The organism is Actinomadura rupiterrae (assembly GCF_024172125.1).
Lineage (GTDB): Bacteria > Actinomycetota > Actinomycetes > Streptosporangiales > Streptosporangiaceae > Spirillospora > Spirillospora rupiterrae.
In genome coordinates this window covers 764,745-785,115 of record NZ_JAMZEA010000003.1, presented here as the reverse complement: position 1 = coordinate 785,115, position 20,371 = coordinate 764,745, and the positions used below count along the sequence as shown (strand labels likewise).

Sequence of the window (20,371 nt, the reverse complement as noted above, 5' to 3'; positions counted from 1 at the left end):
CGGCGCCCTCCATGGCTCAGCCCTCCGCTCCTCGTCCCGCGCGTGACCTTGTTGCTCCGGTTCGAGTTTCGCCGTCCAGGTCCAGGAACAACAGGAGAAGCCTTCCGCCTCTGTGGGGCACGGTCGCGCTCGTCGCGGACCAGCGGGAACGGTGCTTCTGCTGGTGGGAGTGCGCGTCCCGAGGTCGGGGGCGGCGAACCTCGGGACGGGGGCGGGCGCTTGCACTCGGGGGGGTAGAGTGCTAAACAAACGTTGGCACTCTGCTGTGGAGAGTGACAGCTCCACAGTCGGGGATCGGGGCGATGAGGCCTCTTGGCGGCGGCGGAATGGCAGTCGTCGGCGGGGGTCGTCCGTCGCGGGCATCGGCTCGATCCTCATATGGCCACCCTGTTCCGGGAGGACTTGGAGCCTATGGCTGCAAAGATGATCGCGTTCGACGAGGAGGCCCGGCGCGGCCTCGAGCGCGGCATGAACCAGCTCGCTGATGCCGTGAAGGTGACCCTTGGTCCCAAGGGCCGCAACGTCGTGCTGGAGAAGAAGTGGGGCGCCCCCACGATCACCAACGACGGTGTGTCGATCGCCAAGGAGATCGAGCTCGAGGACCCTTGGGAGAAGATCGGCGCCGAGCTCGTCAAGGAAGTAGCCAAGAAGACCGACGACGTCGCGGGTGACGGCACCACCACCGCCACCGTCCTGGCCCAGGCGCTGGTGCGCGAGGGTCTGCGCAACGTCGCCGCGGGCGCCAACCCGATGTCCCTGAAGCGGGGCATCGAGGCGGCCGTGGAGCGGGTCAGCGAGGAGCTGTCCAAGCTGGCCAAGGACGTCGAGACCAAGGAGCAGATCGCCTCCACGGCCTCCATCTCCGCGGGCGACGCCCAGATCGGCGAGATGATCGCCGAGGCGATGGACAAGGTCGGCAAGGAAGGCGTCATCACCGTCGAGGAGAGCAACACCTTCGGGCTCGAGCTGGAGCTCACCGAGGGCATGCGCTTCGACAAGGGCTACATCTCGCCGTACTTCGTGACCGACCCCGAGCGGATGGAAGCGGTCCTCGACGACCCGTACATCCTGATCGTCCAGGGCAAGGCGTCGGCGAACAAGGACCTGCTGCCCGTCCTTGAGGGCGTCATGCAGTCCGGCAAGCCGCTGCTGATCATCGCCGAGGACGTCGACGGCGAGGCGCTGGCGACCCTGGTCGTCAACAAGATCCGCGGCATCTTCAAGTCCGTCGCCGTCAAGGCGCCGGGCTTCGGCGACCGCCGCAAGGCGATGCTCGGCGACATCGCCATCCTGACCGGCGGCCAGGTGATCTCCGAGGACGTGGGCCTCAAGCTGGAGAACACCACCCTCGACATGCTGGGCCGCGCCCGCAAGGTCGTGGTGGCCAAGGACGAGACCACGATCGTGGACGGCGCCGGTGACGCCAACGAGATCGCGGGCCGGGTCAACGAGATCCGCACCGAGATCGACCGCACCGACTCCGACTACGACCGCGAGAAGCTCCAGGAGCGCCTCGCCAAGCTGGCCGGCGGCGTCGCCGTCATCAAGGCCGGCGCGGCGACCGAGGTCGAGCTGAAGGAGCGCAAGCACCGCATCGAGGACGCCGTTCGCAACGCGAAGGCGGCCGTCGAGGAGGGCATCGTCCCCGGTGGTGGCGTCGCGCTGCTGCAGGCCGGCACCAAGGCGTTCGACAAGCTGGAGCTGCCGGGCGACGAGGCCACGGGTGCGGCGATCGTCCGCCGCGCGCTGGAGGAGCCGCTCAAGCAGATCGCCGTCAACGCCGGCCTCGAGGGCGGCGTCGTGGTGGAGAAGGTCCGCAACCTGACCCCGGGTGAGGGCCTCAACGCCGCGACCGGCGAGTACGTCAACATGTTCGACGCCGGCATCCTCGACCCGGCCAAGGTGACGCGTTCCGCTCTGCAGAACGCGGCGTCCATCGCGGCGCTGTTCCTGACCACCGAGGCCGTCATCGCCGAGAAGCCGGAGAAGACCCCGGCCCCGGCGATGCCGGGCGGCGACGGCGGCATGGACTTCTGATCCCAGGATCGGTGAGTTCGCTCTGCCAGACCTGAAAGGGGCGGTCCCATCCCGGGACCGCCCCTTTTGGCGTTCGTGCCGGTCTCCTTACGTGGACGATCTCCACCCGGCGGTCCGGTCCGCGGGGTAGCTGTTACTGGCCTTGGTGTCGCATTCGGGGCTGACCTGGGAGGACGTCGCCCTACCGGCGGGTCCCATCCGCGGGTGGACGCCGCGTGCCCTTTCGGGGACCGCGCCCGGCTTGACAGGATCGCCGGGTGACCGATCTCTTCAACCTCCCCAGCATGCGGGTCGAGCAGCCGCGCAAGGTCGTCCAGACCCAGACGCGCTACGACGTCGTGGACGACCGGGGCGGCCTGCTCGCCTCCGTCGCCGACCAGCAGGTCCGCAGCCGCCGAGAGGCGGTCCGCGCGGCCCTCCCGCAGACCGTCCGCAGCGCCCACGCCACGCTCGTCCTGCGCGACGGCGACGGTGCCGCCCGCTACGTCATCGACAAGGTGGACGCGTGGCACACCCACGTCCACCACGCCGTCCCCGGCGAGGACGAGGGCGAGGACCTGATGCGCGGCGACGCCATCGGGACCGTCCGCGCCAACTCGACCCGCCGCCACTACGTCCTGCTCGACGCGGACGAGAACGAGCTGGCGCAGGCCGTCGGCGACCTCCGGCTGCGCAGCTTCCCCGTCACCGACAACGACCGGCGCCGGTTCGCCCGCATCGACAAGAAGTGGGCCGGATTGCGCGCCGAACTGTTCACCACCGCCGACCGCTACGCGGTCGAGTTCACCGAGGAGGTCTCGGAGACCCTCCGCGTCCTGGTCGTCGTCACGGCGATCGTGCTGGACATGATGGCCTACGAGTCCAAAGAACTCGTCTGACCCGGTTCCGGCGTCGCCGCCACCGGCCCGGAACCCCCTGGCGGCAGGGCGTCGGACCGTTCCGGACGGCAGTGACAGCGGGGTTCCCTATGGGGGCGAACGCGCGGTACGTTCCGCTTGTGCAGGTCATGCCAGGACGGTCGAACGGCCAGTGGATATCACCGGCCATACCGACGGTCGCCAACTGCGTCCTGGCGGCGCTCTGGGGGTTCTCCGCGTTCGGCGGCTGGAGCGACGACGCGTTCTGCGGCCAGGCGCCCACGCACGACGCCGAATGCGGCGACGCGGTGCTCCGGTACGTCTGGCTGTCCGCCCCGGCCGCCTTCGTCGGCGCCGGTATCAGCGTGATGTCCTGGCTCCTGCCGGGCGTCCGGCGCCGGCCCGACATGCTCGACCGGAACCTGACCATCGCCGTCGGGTTCTGGGTGTTCGCCGAGGCGGTCATGTTCGTCGGCGGCTACCTCGCGAAGCCCTGACCGTCCCCGCCCGCCCCGAACCGCGTGGCGGGCGACACACTTCTGGGACGAATCGGACGTCGCGGAATAGCGCCGGTCAGAGCGCCGTTGAACACCCCGGCGGACCGAGTTGTCCGCCCATCTGACACTAAAAGCCCAGCTAGAAGACGTCGGTACGCCCGGCGGGCGAGCCTCCCGGCAACACGCCGGAAGAATTTTCGCCGGTCGGTTTGACGTGGACGCCCGCTGGGCATACTGTTCACTTCGCCCCAAGGGGTTGCGGGACGCTGAACGGCGGCCGGCCCAAGGGGAAACCATCCAACGAACAAGCGGAAGCGGCTTCGTCGTGCCCGCCGGACGATGGTGCACCGGAAAAGCGCCGATTTTGCGAATCGGAGCGGATCTGGTGAAATAGCAGGGCCGCGCCGAACGGCCGCGAAAGCGGACGGGAAGCGCGGAATCGGAATCGCCCGGAAATTGACAAGCCGGACGGAACTGATAAAGTAAGCGAGTCGCCACGGAGCGAAGCCGCAGAGGGATCTGCGGGGGAGCGCGTGGGTGTCCGTTTCTTGAGAACTCAACAGCGTGTTAAAAGCCAGTGCCTTTATCGATCAGGCCATGTGCCTGATCGCCCCGTGGCCCTAGTTTCGGCTGGGGTCGGGGATTTCTTTGAGGCAAGCGATCTTTCGGGATTGCTTTGCTGGGATCTTCGGATCCTTCATGAGGTTTGGCTGCCTGGGGTTCGCCCCCTGGGTGGTCGTTGGACCTTGATGGAGAGTTTGATCCTGGCTCAGGACGAACGCTGGCGGCGTGCTTAACACATGCAAGTCGAGCGGAAAGGCCCCTTCGGGGGTACTCGAGCGGCGAACGGGTGAGTAACACGTGAGCAACCTGCCCCTGACTCTGGGATAAGCCTGGGAAACTGGGTCTAATACCGGATGTGACCACTCAAGGCATCTTGTGGTGGTGGAAAGTTTTTCGGTTGGGGATGGGCTCGCGGCCTATCAGCTTGTTGGTGGGGTGATGGCCTACCAAGGCGACGACGGGTAACCGGCCTGAGAGGGCGACCGGTCACACTGGGACTGAGACACGGCCCAGACTCCTACGGGAGGCAGCAGTGGGGAATATTGCGCAATGGGCGGAAGCCTGACGCAGCGACGCCGCGTGGGGGATGACGGCCTTCGGGTTGTAAACCCCTTTCAGCACCGACGAAGCGGAAGTGACGGTAGGTGCAGAAGAAGCGCCGGCTAACTACGTGCCAGCAGCCGCGGTAATACGTAGGGCGCAAGCGTTGTCCGGAATTATTGGGCGTAAAGAGCTCGTAGGCGGCTTGTCGCGTCGGGTGTGAAAGCCCACGGCTTAACCGTGGGTCTGCATTCGATACGGGCAGGCTAGAGGCAGGTAGGGGAGCATGGAATTCCCGGTGTAGCGGTGAAATGCGCAGATATCGGGAGGAACACCGGTGGCGAAGGCGGTGCTCTGGGCCTGTACTGACGCTGAGGAGCGAAAGCGTGGGGAGCGAACAGGATTAGATACCCTGGTAGTCCACGCCGTAAACGTTGGGCGCTAGGTGTGGGGTTCTTCCACGGATTCCGCGCCGTAGCTAACGCATTAAGCGCCCCGCCTGGGGAGTACGGCCGCAAGGCTAAAACTCAAAGGAATTGACGGGGGCCCGCACAAGCGGCGGAGCATGTTGCTTAATTCGACGCAACGCGAAGAACCTTACCAAGGCTTGACATCGCCCATGTCCCCCCAGAGATGGGGGTTCCTTTAGTGGGTGGGTGACAGGTGGTGCATGGCTGTCGTCAGCTCGTGTCGTGAGATGTTGGGTTAAGTCCCGCAACGAGCGCAACCCTCGTTCCATGTTGCCAGCACGCTCCTTCGGGGGTGGTGGGGACTCATGGGAGACCGCCGGGGTCAACTCGGAGGAAGGTGGGGATGACGTCAAGTCATCATGCCCCTTATGTCTTGGGCTGCAAACATGCTACAATGGCCGGTACAGAGGGCAGCGATACCGTGAGGTGGAGCGAATCCCGTAAAGCCGGTCTCAGTTCGGATTGGGGTCTGCAACTCGACCCCATGAAGTCGGAGTCGCTAGTAATCGCAGATCAGCAACGCTGCGGTGAATACGTTCCCGGGCCTTGTACACACCGCCCGTCACGTCACGAAAGTCGGCAACACCCGAAGCCCGTGGCCCAACCACTTGTGGGGGGAGCGGTCGAAGGTGGGGCCGGCGATTGGGACGAAGTCGTAACAAGGTAGCCGTACCGGAAGGTGCGGCTGGATCACCTCCTTTCTAAGGAGCACCAACTGGCCAGGACGCTCAGGGCAACCTGGGGTCATGGTCGGTGGCCATCATCAGCGGCGCACGTCCGCTGGATGGCTGCTCATAGATGTGGAGCACTGGCTACTCAACCCGGTGGGGTTGTCTTCACTGCTAGTACTGCGACCTGGTCGCGTGGAGCGCAGTGGAGAGGGTTCCACCTGGTTGGACACGCTGTTGGGTCCTGAGGAAACGGACGTTGGTCCGAACCTCTGGACTGCGGGACTAGATGACGGCCGAACGGGATCCGTTCGGCCGCGCTAGTAGGCCCGGTTGTTTTTTGAGAACTACACAGTGGACGCGAGCATCTCTGAACGAGACTCGATCTTTCGGGGTTGGGTTTTGTTCTCTGTTGCGATTTGTTTGATCGTTTTGTGTGTTCAAGTTTTTAAGGGCATACGGTGGATGCCTTGGCATCAGGAGCCGATGAAGGACGTGGGAGCCTGCGATATGCCTCGGGGAGTCGGCAACCAGACTTTGATCCGGGGATTTCCGAATGGGGGAACCTGGCACTCGTCATGGGGTGTCGCCGCCGGTTGAATGTATAGGCCGGTTGGTGGGAACGCGGGGAAGTGAAACATCTCAGTACCCGCAGGAAGAGAAAACAATAGTGATTCCGTGAGTAGTGGTGAGCGAAAGCGGAGGAGCCTAAACCGTGCGCGTGTGATACCTGGCAGGGGTTGCGTGTGCGGGGTTGTGGGACCATCCGATCAGGCCTGCCAGCCTGGTAAGGAGTTACAAACTGCTGGGATAGTTGAACGGCTTGGGATGGCCGACCGTAGACGGTGAGAGTCCGGTAGACGAAATTCCAGTGGCTTCTGGGTGTGTTCCCGAGTAGCACGAGGCCCGTGAAATCTCGTGTGAATCTGCCACGACCACGTGGTAAGGCTGAATACTTCCTGATGACCGATAGCGGACCAGTACCGTGAGGGAAAGGTGAAAAGTGCCCCGGTGAGGGGTCGTGAAATAGTACCTGAAACCGTGTGCCTACAAGCCGTCAGAGCGTCCTACAGGGAGACTTGTCTTTTTGTTTCGTGATGGCGTGCCTTTTGAAGAATGAGCCTGCGAGTTATGGTGTGTGGCGAGGTTAACCAGTGGTGGGTAGCCGTAGCGAAAGCGAGTCTGAAGAGGGCGTTTGAGTCGCATGCTGTAGACCCGAAGCGGGGTGATCTAGCCATGGGCAGGGTGAAGCGCCGGTAAGACGGTGTGGAGGCCCGAACCCACCAGGGTTGAAAACCTGGGGGATGACCTGTGGTTAGGGGTGAAAGGCCAATCAAACTCCGTGATAGCTGGTTCTCCCCGAAATGCATTTAGGTGCAGCGTTGCGTGTTTCTTGCCGGAGGTAGAGCTACTGGATGGCCGATGGGCCCGACAAGGTTACTGACGTCAGCCAAACTCCGAATGCCGGTAAGTGAGAGCGTGGCAGTGAGACTGCGGGGGATAAGCTTCGTAGTCGAGAGGGAAACAGCCCAGATCATCGGCTAAGGCCCCTAAGCGTGTGCTAAGTGGTAAAGGATGTGGAGTTGCCGTGACAACCAGGAGGTTGGCTTAGAAGCAGCCATCCTTGAAAGAGTGCGTAATAGCTCACTGGTCAAGTGATTCCGCGCCGACAATGTAGCGGGGCTCAAGCACACCGCCGAAGCCGTGGCACTCCAACGCAAGTTGGGGTGGGTAGGGGAGCGTCCTGCGTCCGGTGAAGCCGTCGAGTGATCGTGCGGTGGAGGGTGTGGGAGTGAGAATGCAGGCATGAGTAGCGAATCACACGTGAGAAACGTGTGCGCCGGATGACCAAGGGTTCCTGGGGCAGGCTAATCCGCCCAGGGTAAGTCGGGACCTAAGGCGAGGCCGACAGGCGTAGTCGATGGACAACGGGTTGATATTCCCGTACCCGCTGGTACGCGCCAACGCCGAGCCCGTTGATGCTAACCACCCGAACCACCTTACGAGCCTTCGGGCTTGTTCGTGTGGGGAGCGTGGGACCCGAGACGGTAGTAGGTGAGCGATGGGGTGACGCAGGAGGGTAGCTCAGCCCGGGCGATGGTTGTCCCGGGGTAAGCCCGTAGCCCGGACCGTAGGCAAATCCGCGGTCCATCAAGGGTGAGAGGTGATGCCGAGCCGTTTTTGGTGAAGTGAGTGATCCCATGCTGCCGAGAAAAGCCTCTAGTGAGTGTGCCGGCGGCCCGTACCCTAAACCGACTCAGGTGGTCAGGTAGAGAATACCAAGGCGATCGGGTGAACTGTGGTTAAGGAACTCGGCAAATTGCCCCCGTAACTTTGGGAGAAGGGGGACCACGTCTGGTGACCGGTCTTGCACCGTGAGCTGGGGGTGGTCGCAGAGGCCAGGGGGAAGCGACTGTTTACTAAAAACACAGGTCCGTGCGAAGTCGTAAGACGCTGTATACGGACTGACGCCTGCCCGGTGCCGGAACGTTAAGAGGACCGGTTAGACGGGTTCGTCCTGTCGAGGCTGAGAATCTAAGCGCCGGTAAACGGCGGTGGTAACTATAACCATCCTAAGGTAGCGAAATTCCTTGTCGGGTAAGTTCCGACCTGCACGAATGGCGTAACGACTTCCCCGCTGTCTCAACCACAGGCCCGGCGAAATTGCAGTACGAGTAAAGATGCTCGTTTCGCGCAGCAGGACGGAAAGACCCCGGGACCTTCACTATAGCTTGGCATTGGCGTTTGATGTGTCTTGTGTAGGATAGGTGGGAGACTGTGAAGCGGGCACGCCAGTGTTCGTGGAGTCGTTGGTGAAATACCACTCTGGTCGCCTTAGACGTCTAACCCGCACCCGTGGATCCGGGTGGGGGACAGTGCCTGGTGGGTAGTTTAACTGGGGCGGTTGCCTCCTAAAGAGTAACGGAGGCGCCCAAAGGTTCCCTCAGCCTGGTTGGTCATCAGGTGGTGAGTGCAAGGGCACAAGGGAGCTTGACTGTGAGACCGACAGGTCGAGCAGGTGCGAAAGCAGGGCCTAGTGATCCGGCACCGGCGTGTGGAAGCGGTGTCGCTCAACGGCTAAAAGGTACCCCGGGGATAACAGGCTGATCTTCCCCAAGAGTCCATATCGACGGGATGGTTTGGCACCTCGATGTCGGCTCGTCGCATCCTGGGGCTGGAGTAGGTCCCAAGGGTTGGGCTGTTCGCCCATTAAAGCGGCACGCGAGCTGGGTTTAGAACGTCGCGAGACAGTTCGGTCCCTATCCGCTGTGCGCGTCGGAGAATTGATGAGGGTCTGTCCCTAGTACGAGAGGACCGGGACGGACGAACCTCTGGTGTGCCAGTTGTCCCGCCAGGGGCATGGCTGGTTGGCTACGTTCGGTCGGGATAACCGCTGAAAGCATCTAAGCGGGAAGCCTTCCTCGAGATGAGTTCTCCCACACCTTCGGGTGTGTAAGGCCCCCAAGAGACGATTGGGTTGATAGGCCGGGGATGGAAGCGCGGTAACGTGTGGAGTCGACCGGTACTAATAGGCCGAGTGGCTTGAACACACTAAGCGTTCAAACCAATCGCTGCGTTGAATGAGATGATTCGCGTCCCTGTGTGGTTCCCAGAAAACAACCTGGGTTCCGCAATCAAGTGAATACCGAGCCTGGCTCGGACGAGACTTGCCGCACCTTTTTGGGGTGTGTGCGTTGATCGTTCGGTGGTTATGGCGAGGGGGAAACACCCGGTCCCATCCCGAACCCGGTAGTTAAGCCCCTCAGCGCCGATGGTACTGCATGGGAGACTGTGTGGGAGAGTAGGACGCCGCCGGACATATATTGGGTGAGGCCCCACCAGAAATGGCGGGGCCTCACTTCTTTGTGCACGAAAGTGCTGCGCCAGGCCGTCCTATTGATAGGCGGATACCAGCCAGCGGACGCGGTAGTACGCCGTCTTCGTCCGGTTAGGGCTGAAGGGCGTGGGCTGCCAACCGGGCGCTCCGTAGAGCGTGGCGTACGGCGTCGTCCAGGCATGGGCGCCCGGCGCGGGATTCGGGTAGGTGAGCAGGACGCGTCCGGTGGACGGGTCGTTTCCGATGGACTTCGGGAGTCGGCGGTAGCTGCCGGTGCGGTCCGGCCGAGGGTTGCCCGCGTTGATGCCGGCAGCACCCGGGAAGTCGTTGCAGTAGCGGCGGCCTACCCCGTCCAGGCCCGGCAGCGGCCACTTCACCGCCGTAGCGACGACCTTGCACGGTTTCGTGGCCGTCTTGGAGAACTGGGTGACGCCGCCGCTCGTCAGGATCCAGAGGCGGTCACGGTGGCCGTACACAGGCTGGACGTCGTGCCCGTAGGACGGGATGTTCTTCGACGGCGGGTAGGCCGACGAGCGCGGAAGCTTGTAGTTCACCGCGGTGCCCAGCCGTCCGGCTCGGTAGGGGAACTTGGTCAGACGATCGTTCCCGATCGCCCACAACGCATGCAGGGACGGGTCGTACAGCACCTCGTGCGCGCCAGGGAACGTCCGCCAAGCGAGCACTTTCGCGCCCTTCCGGGCGAGGATCTTGATCCGGCCGCCGTCGGGGCCGGCCGCGTTGGCGATGGCGACGTTGCCGTCCGGTAGGAACTCGACGCCATGGACGTTGGTCGTGCGGGCCTTTCCGACGTACGCCGACCACTTCCGCACTCGTCCGGGGTAGGAGTAGATCCCGACGTACCCGGAGCCGCCGTCGGCGATCGCGAGGACGCGTCCGCCGTACGGGCCGCCCGGGCGGAGCTTGACGTCCACCCCGCCCGCCCAGGACGACACCGGACGCCAGCGGCTGGTCGGCTTCCACGGGTGGCCCGGCGTTGGCGCAGGGTAGAACTCGATCGACCGGGTCGCCTCGTTCACGGCCGCGACGGGCGTGCCTGCAGCGTCCGCATCCACCTTCGCAGGTGATGACGCATCGGTGCCCGACGTTCCGCCACGCGACGGCGCCTCGCCATTGGGCGATGCGGTGCCGAGAGCCGATGCGGGTCCTTCTGCGGAGACCAGGACCGTCGCTGCGAGACCTGCTGTGATCGCCGCGTGCGCTACGCCGCGTCCGCGGATCGGTCGGCGTTCGTGGGTGAGGGGGGACGGCATGGACGCTCCTCCCGAACGGTGACGAAGGCGCGCCAATGATTGCGATCAAGGCGAACCGTGTCGAGAGGTTCGGGAGGATTCATCGTGATGTGAGGAAACGGACGGGGCGGGCGAGGGCTCAGATCTCGTCGCCTGACAAAACCGCGTCCGCGTCGACGATCCGGTACGCGTAGCCCTGCTCGGCGAGGAACCGCTGCCGGTGGGCCGCGTAGTCCTGGTCGAGGGTGTCGCGGGCGACGACCGCGTAGAAGCGGGCCCCGGCACCGGACGCCTTGGGCCGCAGCAGCCGTCCGAGCCGCTGCGCCTCCTCCTGCCGCGACCCGTAGGCGCCGGACACCTGGACGGCGACGGTCGCCTCGGGCAGGTCGATGGAGAAGTTCGCGACCTTCGACACGACCAGGACGTTCTGCTCGCCGGACCGGAACGCGTCGAACAGCCGCTCGCGCTCCTTCACCCGCGTCTCGCCCTTGATGACCGGCGCGCCGAGCAGCTCGCCCAGCTCGTCCAGCTGGTCGATGTACTGGCCGATGACCAGCAGCTGCTCGCCGGCGTGCCGCTTGACCAGGGCCTCGACCAGGCGGGTCTTGGTGTCGGTGGTGGCGCAGAAGCGGTACCGCTCGTCCGGCTCGGCGGTGGCGTAGGCGAGCCGCTCGGAGTCGGTGAGGGTGACGCGGACCTCGACGCAGTCGGCGGGCGCGATCCAGCCCTGCGTCTCCATGTCCTTCCAGGGCGCGTCGTAGCGCTTGGGGCCGATGAGGGAGAACACGTCGCCCTCGCGGTTGTCCTCGCGGACGAGCGTGGCGGTGAGGCCGAGCCGCCGCCGGGCCTGGAGGTCGGCGGTCATCCGGAAGATCGGCGCGGGCAGCAGGTGCACCTCGTCGTAGACGACCAGGCCCCAGTCGCGCGCGTCGAACAGCTCCAGGTGCGGGTACACGCCCTTCCGCCGCGTCGTCATGATCTGGTACGTCGCGATCGTGACCGGGCGGACCTCCTTCTTCGCGCCGGTGTACTCGCCGATCTCGTCCTCGGTGAGGCTGGTGCGGCGCAGCAGCTCCTGCTTCCACTGGTGCGCGGAGACGGTGTTGGTGACCAGGATCAGCGTGGTCGCCTCGGCCTTCGCCATGGCGGCCGCGCCGACGGTGGTCTTGCCGGAGCCGCAGGGCAGGACGACGACGCCCGAGCCGCCGTGCCAGAACGCGTCGGCGGCCTCGCGCTGGTAGGGGCGCAGCTCCCAGCCGTCCTCGGACAGCTTGATCGGGTGCGCCTCGCCGTCCACGTAGCCGGCCAGGTCCTCGGCGGGCCAGCCGAGCTTGAGCAGGGCCTGCTTCAGCGCGCCGCGCTCGCTCGGGTGGACGGCCACCGCGTCGTCCCCGACCCGGTCGCCGATCATGCCCTTGACCTTCCTGGCGCGCAGCACCTCCTCCAGCACCGCGCGGTCGGACGAGGACAGCACCAGCCCGTGCACCGGGTCCTTCTCCAGGCGGAGCCGGCCGTAGCGGGCCATGGTGTCGGCGACGTCCACCAGCAGCGCGTGCGGGACGGGGTAGCGGGAGAACTTGATCAGCGCGTCCACGACCTGCTCGGCGTCGTGCCCGGCGGCGCGCGCGTTCCAGAGGGCGAGCGGCGTCACGCGGTAGGTGTGCACGTGCTCCGGCGCCCGCTCCAGCTCCGCGAACGGCGCGATCTCCTGCCGGCAGGCGTCGGCCAGCTCGTGGTCGACCTCCAGCAGCAGCGTCTTGTCGGACTGGACGATCAACGGCCCATCGGTCACGGAACGGTGCCCCCAAGCTCGGTGGAAGGGTCGGGACGGCGGCGACCCCCGCACGCTACCCCGAGTTCCCAACGCTCGCCGGGCGCTCTCTCTTCCCAGGTCGCCGCCGGACCCCGGCCGGAGCGCCCGCAGGACGCGGTTCAGGACGTCGAGTCCGCCCGGCTCAGCAGGATCAGGAAGAGGACGAGCATGATCGCGACGTTCAGCCCGAAGATCACCCACGTCCACGCGTTGAGCGTCCGGGACAGCCGCGGGTTGGTCTGCCAGTTCGACACCGCGAAGGCGCCGGTGATGATCCCGGGGATCGCCAGGACGCCGCAGCAGAGCACCGCCAGGACGGAGTTCAGCACCAGCCCGGTGATCGCCGCGCCCTGGCTGGCGGGCTCCTCGTAGGGCCCGTACCCGCCGGGCCCGTAGCCACCGTACGGACCGGGCTCGTAGTTCCAGCCGGGATATCCGCCCATCGCCACCCTTTCCTGGAACAACAGCCCTCGGGTTCCACTCTGACCGCCACGGGCCTCCGACGGTTCCCCGCCGGAGGCCCATGGCCTGCTCCGGTCAGAACGGCTGGTGAGCCGTAACACCGGCCGTCACGCGATCCGGTCAGACCGCCCGAGCCGCGCTCAGACCGCCCGGGCGGCGGCGAGACCGGCACGCGGTCTGGTCAGAACGGCCAGTCGGCGGTGCGGCCGGACTCGATGAGCGGGATCATCGCGAACGCCGCGTCCGACAGGCCCGCGAACGTGTGCCGGTTCGCCCCGCCGGACGGCCCGTGCCCGTACCGGTAGCCGACCAGGTTCCAGGTGTAGACCGGGACCCGGTCCGGCACCGCCCGGGTCGGCTCGCGGCCCCAGACGGTGCCCCACGCCTGCTCGTCGGTGACGATGACGACCCGGTCGTGGTTCCGGTAGTGCGCCCGGACGGCCGCCGCCGTGTCCGTGCCGCCGCAGTTCCTGAACGCCTGGACGATCTTCAGGACGGAGTCGCCCGGCTGGAACCGGACCGCCTCGTGGGACGTGCCGAACTGCACCAGGTCCGCCCGCTCCGCCCGGAGCGCGAGCGCGGTCCCGAAGACGGCGGCGGCGTCCGCCGAGGTCAGGTCCGAGCGCTCGGACAGCCGGCCGAACATCGAGCCCGAGCGGTCGACGAGGATCAGCGTCCGGCCGGGCAGGGACGGGACGTTCGCCAGCGACGCGTTCAGCGCCTGCTCCAGCGGCCACGCCCACCGCAGCGACCCCGCCGCGCGGTGCGCGGACAGGAAGCGCATCGGCAGGACGCGCGAGCGCGCCACGTTCGCCGGGTCCGCCAGGCGGGCCGCGACCCGCGCGGCGACCTCGTCCGAGACGCGTGCCTTGTCGAGGCTCCGCAGGTTGCGGAGCAGCGCGAAGTAGCCCATCGACGGGACGATCCGCTCCCAGAACGCGGCGGTGAGCGGGCCGCCCAGCCACCCCGCGAGGGACTCCCAGGTCATCCCGGCGGCGGCCAGGACCTCCGTGGCGTCCTCGCGGGCGAGGAGCTTGCGGCGCTCGCCGTGCGGCAGAGCGAGGAGCGAAGCCCGCGCGCGCAGCATCGCCAGCGACGCCGGGATCTCGTCGCCGCGCCCGTGCCGCCGGTCGATCGCGTGCCGGAACAGGTCGCCCTGCCGGTCGTCGGACGCGCGCGGGTGCGTGAGCTCCAGCACGTCCGCGAACCGGACGGTCCCGGTGTCGTACTTGATCAGGGACCGCTCGGTGTACAGGGCGCGGGCGCCGTCGGCGAGGCCGCGCTTCACCGGCTGCGGCAGCGCCCGCCCGAAGCGGGACTGCCAGTACGCCAGCAGCTCGCCCGGCTCGTCCGCGCGGCGCAGCGCCGCCCGGACGAGCGCCCGGTTCCCGCCGGACGCGTCCGCCGCGAGACGGGCGGCGACGCCTTCGGCGGCGGCCACGACGCTCGCCGAGCGCATGCCGGCGGAGTCGCGCAGCCAGCCGACCATGCGGGTCAGCCAGTCCACGTCGTCCACGGCGACCTTGCGGACCAGGTCGCGGAAGCGCGCGTCGCGGTCGTCCGCCTTCTCGTAGAAGGTCTGCTCGCCCACCATGTTGGAAACCGCGAAAAGGAAAAGCTCGCTCTTGGCGTCCCGCGCGTAACCGGGGGAGCCCTCATGGGTACGGCCGGTCGGCTGGAAACGGCTCTTCACGGGGCTCAGTGCGCCGGTGATACGGCCTCGGTTGAACTTGGACATGGTGGAACCTCCTGGGAGGCGGAAAGTAAAAGCCCCTCCCGAGGCCAAGGACGGCCGGAGCCTTACGTAACGGCCGGTTCGGGCCGAATACGTGCCGAAGTAGCTTCGACCTGCGCATCGGGAGGGGACAGGGGGCGCGCCCGAGATCAAGGGCGGCTGCGGTACATAGGCGCTCTAGGCCACTGAGCTACCGTTCGCCGAGTCGAACGGGCGGGATTCGAACCCGCGTCACCCCGTTATCAGCGGAAGTAACCGCTGCCTACGCACCGGGCGCGCGTCTGGGGACGGCGATTCTGCAGCCCGAGGGCTCTGGCTTCGGTCTCTGCATTTCCGGAGCCCTCCTCTCGGGCCGTCGTCGCCGTACGAGGAATACCTTGCCCGGGAATGGCGGGGGCCGGCAACCGAATTATTCGGGGTCGAGTTCGGTGACGCCGGTGATGCGGTGCAGGGCGAAGCGGTGGACGGCGGCGCGGGTGGCGTCGAAGCCGGTCAGGAAGCCGCCCTCGACGCGGATCGGCTCGACGATGCGGCTGGACGCCTGGCCCTGCTGGTCGAGGTAGCCGATCCAGACGCGGGCACCCCGGTCGACGGCGCCGCGCAGCAGCTCGACGGTCGCGACGGCCGGGGAGCGCGGCGGCTCGCCGTCCGGGGCGCCGGGGCGGGCGGCCGCCTGCCGGGCCGCGCCGAGCCGGGACGCCTCCTCGCCCGCGCGCAGCGCCCGGACGGTCGCGGTGATCACCGAGTCCTCGGCGGCGTCGGCCGGACGCAGCCGGACGATCTCGGTGGACGGCGGCGGTTCGGCGCGCCGCGCGTCCGGCCGGGTGACGATCACGCCGCCGCCGGGCGACTCGGCGACCGGGGCGAGGCCGAGCCCGCGCAGCCCGGACAGCAGTTCGGCGCGGCCGAGCCCGGACGCCAGCACGGTCGGCGCGAGCCGGTGCAGCCGCAGCGCCTCGGCGCGCCGGTCGGCGACGATCTCGTCCAGCGTGGCGGGGTTGTCGGCGCGGACGTAGGAGACGAGGGAGCCGACGCGGAGCTGGCCGTGCCGCCGCGCGACGTCCTCGACGAGGTAGGTGAGCGGTTGCGGGACGGGTGTGGCGGAGTGCCGGGCGAGCAGGTCGAGCAGGTCGGCTGCGGATCGTCCGGCGTCCAGGGCGCGGCGGACGGACTCGGCGGTGAAGCGGTAGACGGTCGCGCCGCCCGTGGACTCGACGTCGGCGGTGAGCGCCAGCTCGCGGGCGAGGTCGGTGACGAGCGGGCCGGGCGCGACGGCGGTCAGGTCGGCCTGGATCAGCACCTTGTCGACGGGTTCGGGGAGGTGCTTGGCGAGGCCGGGTTCGGGGTCGGCGCCGTCCAGCAGGTCGCGGGCGAAGGGGGCGAGGACCCCGAAACCGGTCAGGCCGAGAACGGCGGCCTCGCGGAGCGTGAAGTCCACGAGCCGGTCGCGCAGCGGACCGCCGCGGCGCGGCTGGAGCCAGTCGAGGCGCTCGCGGACGGCGTCGGCGGTGACGGGCGCGCCGTCCGGCGCGTCCGCGAGGACGGACAGCACCGCGAGCCGCGTCGCGGGGGCGCTGCCGTGCCGGGCGTACTCGCTCAGCGCGTTGACCAGCCGGTCGCGGTCGTCGCGCTCGCCGACGAGGCCGGGGACGCGGTCGGTGCGCAGCCAGCCGTGCGCGAGCTCGGACCAGCGGCCGGCGATGTCGCGGCGGAGCCACAGGTCGTAGGCGGGGGTCGGGAGCCACTCGCCGTCCAGGTCGCCGGAGCGTGTCAGCAGGCCCGCGGCCTGCGCGACCTCGGCGAGCAGCGCGGCGCGCCATTCGGGGACGTCCAGGAGCGCCGCGGCGGCGCGCAGGTCGCGGACGGCGAGCCCGCCGCTGCGCAGCACCGGCGGCGGCTCCAGGCCCCAGCGTTCCAGCAGCTCCTCGATCTCGCGGACGAGCGTGAACGCCTCGCCCGCCGCGCCGCGCACGACGGTGTCCTCGTCTCGTGCGCGCGCGTCGGCGCCGAGCGACGGCGGTTCGGCGGCGAGGTCCCGGAATAGGCGGCCGCCGCGCAGGTGGAGGGCGACCTCGCGCGGGACGGTCACGGTCCGGTCGTCCTCGGCGGCGAGCAGGCCGCGCGCGAGGAGCCGTTCGACGGGCGTCTCGGCGGTGCCGACACGGACGGGACGGCGGGCGTCGGCGACGCGTCCGACCGGCGGGCCCCAGGCGAGGCGGTCGAGCGCGGCGCGGGCGTCGTCCCCGGCGTCCGCGATCAGGTCGGACGGGTCGGCGAGCCGCTCGGCGATCCGCGCGATCAGCCGGGACGCGTCGGTGAACCCGCGCGGCTCCTCGCCGTCGAGGTCGGCGACCAGCGCGGCGAGCCGTTCGGCGGGGTAGGAGGCGAACGCCTCGGCGGCGGGCGGGCCGAGGCCGGCGGGCTGCGGGAGCGCCTGCCGGACGCCGGGCGCGGCGCGGTGCGTCCGGGTGCCCCAGACGAGCGCCTCGCGGCGCAGCGCGGTGAGCGCCGCCGACACCGCCTTGCGCGGCGCGGGCAGCGCGGTGGCCAGGTCGGCGACGCGGACCGGGTCGGGCAGCACCAGCACCCCGGCGAGGACGGCCAGCGCGAACGCGTCCAGTCGGTCCAGCGCGCGGGACACCGCGGCGGGTGTCGCGGCCCGGGCGGCCAGCGCGGTCAGGTCGGCGGGCACGGGCGCGACGAGCTCCGGCCGCGCCGCCAGGAGCGCGCGCAGCTCGGCGTCGTCGCGTCCGCGCAACCAGTCCGCGAAGCTGTCCACCATGGCCGGACGCGGCGTCAGGACGAGGCGGGCGCGCGGTCCAGGTTGACCAGGCCGAGGCCCAGCCGGGCCCAGCTGGCGACGAACCGCTTCTCGTCGATCCGGGTCGGCGGCTCGTACATCGACTCGTTGGCGAGCCAGTAGTTCACCACCGCGCCGCCGAGGATCGAGGCGATCGCCGCCCAGTCCTCGTCGGAGCCGGCGAACTCGGGCTGCTGCGAGAGCCAGGTCGCGATGCCGTCGTAGAGCGGGTTCACGATGCCCTCGCGCATCTCCGCGACCAGGTTCGGGAACTGGTCGAGGTCGCGGAACAGCACCCGGATGAGGTCCTGCTCCTCGCGCATCTTGGCCAGCCCGGCCTGGCAGGTCATCCGCAGCCGGACCTCCAGCGGGCGGTCCTCGTACTGCGTCGCCTCTTCGAGCACGTCGCTGACCTGCTGCCGGGTCCGCTCGATGTGCTCGCGGATGGCCGAGGCGAGCACCTCCTCCTTGGACCGGAAGTGCCGGTACAGCCCGCCGGCGCCGGGCGACAGGCCCGCCGCCGCCTCGATCTCGGCGACCGATGTCGCGGCGTAGCCCCGGTCCGCGAACAGCCGGAGCGACTCGGCCACGATCCGCTCGCGCGTAGAAGTCGTCATGTTGATGTGCACCCCTCCGCTCAAAGGCTAAGGCATCATCCCGGACCGGGCGTGCCCTCACCCCGCCGCGGGCTCGCCCGAAATCCGGTTAGGCGGGCTCGGCCGCGCCGCCTGGGGCTAGAGTCGTTGGCTTCGCGCCCCCGTCGCCGGGAGGGGCCGGAGCGTGGAAAGGGTCGACGCATGGCGCTGCCGCCTGGGACGGGTTGCGGGACGGCCTTCCTGCCCGAGGACTTCGAGGTGCCCACCCTGGTCGCCGGGCAGGGCTTCCGGATCCGTCCGATCACCGTGCACGACGCGGTGCGCGACTACGGCGCGGTGATGGACAGCCTGCCCGAGCTGCGGGACCGCTTCGCCGCCGACTGGGGCTGGCCGCGGCCCGACCTGACCGTCGAGCAGGCGCTGGTGGACGTCGCGTGGATGCAGAAGGAAGGGCAGCTGCGCCGCCAGTTCACCTACGTGGTGACCACACCGGACGAGGAGCGCCAGCTCGGCCGCATCCACGTGTTCCCCGCCGAGCCGGACGCGGCGGACGGCGCGCAGGCAGTCCTGTCGTTCTGGGTCCGCTCGGGGAACGACCACCCCGGCTTGGACAAGGAGCTGGCCGACTTCGTCCGGCACTGGCTGGACGCGTCGTGGCCGTTCGAGGCCGTCCGCGTGCTCGACCCGGCCGGCGGCGCGCCCGAGCTCGTCGAGTCCGCCCCGCTCGACCCGTTCTGACCTGTCTTCTTCTGATCTGCTTGATTACGGACGCCCGGATTGCCGCGGCTGCGGGTTTGCCGCGGCCACCGGGCTTCCCCGGCTAGCGGACGCGGCGGACGAGGGCGACCAGGATGCGGCCGACCACCAGGTACACCAGGGCGGCGAGGCCGTAGTTCACCGCGATCTCGGCCTTGTGGTTCTTCGGCTGGAAGACGTCCTTGAACTGCCAGGCCAGGTGGCCGGCCCACGAGCCGATCCGGTGCACGAGCGCGTTGCCGGTGTTGGCGTCGAACGCCACGAAGACGATGTGGACGGCCAGGATCACCACCACGACCGTCGTCACGATCGAGATCAGCGTCACCAGCCAGCCGACCGCGCGGCGCCGGGCCGCCGCGACACCGCCGCCGGGCGGGCCGATCCGCCGGGTCCGGGCCGTCCCGCCGGGATCGGTGCGGGCCGCGGAGTCGCGCTCCTGTGTCATCACATCCTCCTTGGGACGCGCATGGGGCATTCGGGACCGGCGTTTTCCCAGGTGGCGGGGTTGCCGCCCCGGGCGGCGGGGATAAGTCCAGCAGGCACCGCCACAACACCGCACCGGTCCGGCACCGGACGCGTACACAGCTCCCGCGCTCTCCTACTCGGATCCCGTCGCATCGCCACTACCGGGAGAGCGCGGGTACGCGTGTCCAGGGGGAGTTCTTGCGCGTGCGCGCACGAGGGCCGTGCGGGCGCGCGCAAGGGCCGTGCGGGCGCGTGCGAGGGCCGTGGGGGCGGGCGGCGGGCGGCCGCCACCGGCGGAACCGTCATACCTACCCCTTTACCCTGTGGGGCGTGCCTTACCTAGAGCCCTTCGCCATCGGTTTCGACCTCGACCTGACCCTCGCCGACACGAGGACGGCCATCGCGGCCGTCTACCGCGCGCTGTCCGAGGAGACGGGCGTGCCGATCGACACCGCCGCGGTCGTCCGCCGGATCGGGCCGCCGCTGGAGGAGGAGATCGGCTACTGGTACCCGCCGGAGCGGGTCCCGGAGATGGTCGCCCGGTACCGCGCGGTGTACCCGGAGATCGCGATCCCCGCCACGGTCGCGATGGACGGCGCGCGCGAGGCGCTCGACGCGGTGCGGCAGCTGGGCGGACGCGTCGTCGTGGTGTCCGGCAAGAACCAGGCCGACACCGAGCGGACCGTCCGGCACCTGGACTTCCCGGTGGACGCGGTGGTCGGCGGCCTGTTCGGCATGGACAAGGGCGTCGCGCTGCGCGAACACCGCGCCGTGGCCTACGTCGGCGACCATCCCGGTGACGTGGACGCGGCCCGCGCCGCCGAGATCACCTCGATCGGAGTGGCGACCGGCGGATTCGACGCGGCGGCCCTTACCGACTACGGCGCGGACATCGTCCTGCCCGACCTGCGCGCTTTCCCGGATTGGCTGACCCGCCGTTACGCGGGCCGTTACCCGAACGGTCATCCGGAAGGGCGTCCCGAAGGTTATTCAGATGCGGTCCCGGATGTGCGCCGGTAGCTT

Annotated in this window: 12 protein-coding genes and 3 rRNA genes; 8 read left to right on the top strand and 7 right to left on the bottom strand. The window is 68.4% G+C overall.

The features are described 5' to 3' along the window. Positions 1 to 411: 411 nt before the first annotated feature. From groL to rrf, 6 genes are all read left to right on the top strand, one after another. Entirely contained in the window at positions 412 to 2,037 is a 1,626-nt protein-coding gene (gene groL / locus FHU30_RS12300) for a chaperonin GroEL (protein WP_253875027.1), read from the top strand. 257 nt (positions 2,038 to 2,294) lie between these two features. After that, positions 2,295 to 2,915 carry a phospholipid scramblase-related protein gene (locus tag FHU30_RS47015; protein ID WP_253875025.1) on the top strand — a complete coding sequence of 207 codons (621 nt, stop codon included), beginning with the start codon at positions 2,295 to 2,297 and terminating at the stop codon, positions 2,913 to 2,915. 119 nt (positions 2,916 to 3,034) lie between these two features. Next, the gene (locus tag FHU30_RS12290) at positions 3,035 to 3,391 is read left to right on the top strand and encodes a hypothetical protein (protein WP_253875023.1); all 357 of its coding nucleotides are present in this window, start codon (positions 3,035 to 3,037) and stop codon (positions 3,389 to 3,391) included. Between the two features lie 746 nt (positions 3,392 to 4,137). Then, positions 4,138 to 5,666: ribosomal RNA gene (locus FHU30_RS12285) — 16S ribosomal RNA — on the top strand. 405 nt (positions 5,667 to 6,071) lie between these two features. Next, a 23S ribosomal RNA gene (locus FHU30_RS12280) occupies positions 6,072 to 9,184 on the top strand. A 151-nt stretch (positions 9,185 to 9,335) separates the two neighbouring features. After that, positions 9,336 to 9,452 (top strand): 5S ribosomal RNA (rrf, locus tag FHU30_RS12275). The 16S, 23S and 5S rRNA genes sit together here, the layout of an rRNA operon. Before the next feature lie 75 nt (positions 9,453 to 9,527). Here the strand turns inward: rrf and FHU30_RS12270 are convergent. From FHU30_RS12270 to FHU30_RS12245, 6 genes are all read right to left on the bottom strand, one after another. Further along, positions 9,528 to 10,544 carry a DUF6528 family protein gene (locus FHU30_RS12270; RefSeq protein WP_253875021.1) on the bottom strand — a complete coding sequence of 339 codons (1,017 nt, stop codon included), beginning with the start codon at positions 10,542 to 10,544 and terminating at the stop codon, positions 9,528 to 9,530. A 316-nt stretch (positions 10,545 to 10,860) separates the two neighbouring features. After that, positions 10,861 to 12,513, bottom strand: coding sequence for a DNA repair helicase XPB (locus FHU30_RS12265; RefSeq protein ID WP_253875019.1), 1,653 nt, complete (start codon positions 12,511 to 12,513; stop codon positions 10,861 to 10,863). A gap of 140 nt (positions 12,514 to 12,653) precedes the next feature. Beyond that, entirely contained in the window at positions 12,654 to 12,977 is a 324-nt protein-coding gene (locus tag FHU30_RS12260) for a hypothetical protein (protein WP_253875017.1), read from the bottom strand. 200 nt (positions 12,978 to 13,177) lie between these two features. Next, entirely contained in the window at positions 13,178 to 14,734 is a 1,557-nt protein-coding gene (locus FHU30_RS12255; protein ID WP_253875015.1) for a TROVE domain-containing protein, read from the bottom strand. Between the two features lie 406 nt (positions 14,735 to 15,140). Further along, positions 15,141 to 17,513, bottom strand: a complete 2,373-nt coding sequence (locus tag FHU30_RS12250) for a helicase-associated domain-containing protein (protein WP_253875013.1) — start codon at positions 17,511 to 17,513, stop codon at positions 15,141 to 15,143. 14 nt (positions 17,514 to 17,527) lie between these two features. Then, positions 17,528 to 18,148, bottom strand: coding sequence for a TetR/AcrR family transcriptional regulator (locus FHU30_RS12245; RefSeq protein ID WP_253875012.1), 621 nt, complete (start codon positions 18,146 to 18,148; stop codon positions 17,528 to 17,530). A 180-nt stretch (positions 18,149 to 18,328) separates the two neighbouring features. On the opposite strand from FHU30_RS12245, the gene FHU30_RS12240 reads away from it, so the two are divergent. Continuing rightward, complete coding sequence (locus tag FHU30_RS12240; protein ID WP_253875010.1) at positions 18,329 to 18,865, top strand: GNAT family N-acetyltransferase; 537 nt, start codon at positions 18,329 to 18,331, stop codon at positions 18,863 to 18,865. 82 nt (positions 18,866 to 18,947) lie between these two features. Here the strand turns inward: FHU30_RS12240 and FHU30_RS12235 are convergent, their stop codons facing one another. Continuing rightward, entirely contained in the window at positions 18,948 to 19,328 is a 381-nt protein-coding gene (locus FHU30_RS12235) for a hypothetical protein (protein ID WP_253875008.1), read from the bottom strand. A 350-nt stretch (positions 19,329 to 19,678) separates the two neighbouring features. On the opposite strand from FHU30_RS12235, the gene FHU30_RS12230 reads away from it, so the two are divergent. After that, a complete protein-coding gene (locus tag FHU30_RS12230; RefSeq protein ID WP_253875006.1) occupies positions 19,679 to 20,368 on the top strand; it encodes an HAD family hydrolase in 690 nt (229 codons plus the stop codon). The last annotated feature ends 3 nt before the right edge of the window (positions 20,369 to 20,371 follow it).

Coding starts and splice junctions, on each gene's coding strand:
- FHU30_RS12255 (WP_253875015.1), bottom strand. CDS start 14,734: ATGTCCAAGTTCAACCGAGGCCGTATCACCGGCGCACTGAGCCCCGTG.
- FHU30_RS12235 (WP_253875008.1), bottom strand. CDS start 19,328: ATGACACAGGAGCGCGACTCCGCGGCCCGCACCGATCCCGGCGGGACG.
- FHU30_RS12260 (WP_253875017.1), bottom strand. CDS start 12,977: ATGGGCGGATATCCCGGCTGGAACTACGAGCCCGGTCCGTACGGTGGC.
- FHU30_RS12245 (WP_253875012.1), bottom strand. CDS start 18,148: ATGACGACTTCTACGCGCGAGCGGATCGTGGCCGAGTCGCTCCGGCTG.
- FHU30_RS12250 (WP_253875013.1), bottom strand. CDS start 17,513: ATGGTGGACAGCTTCGCGGACTGGTTGCGCGGACGCGACGACGCCGAG.
- FHU30_RS12240 (WP_253875010.1), top strand. CDS start 18,329: ATGGCGCTGCCGCCTGGGACGGGTTGCGGGACGGCCTTCCTGCCCGAG.
- groL (WP_253875027.1), top strand. CDS start 412: ATGGCTGCAAAGATGATCGCGTTCGACGAGGAGGCCCGGCGCGGCCTC.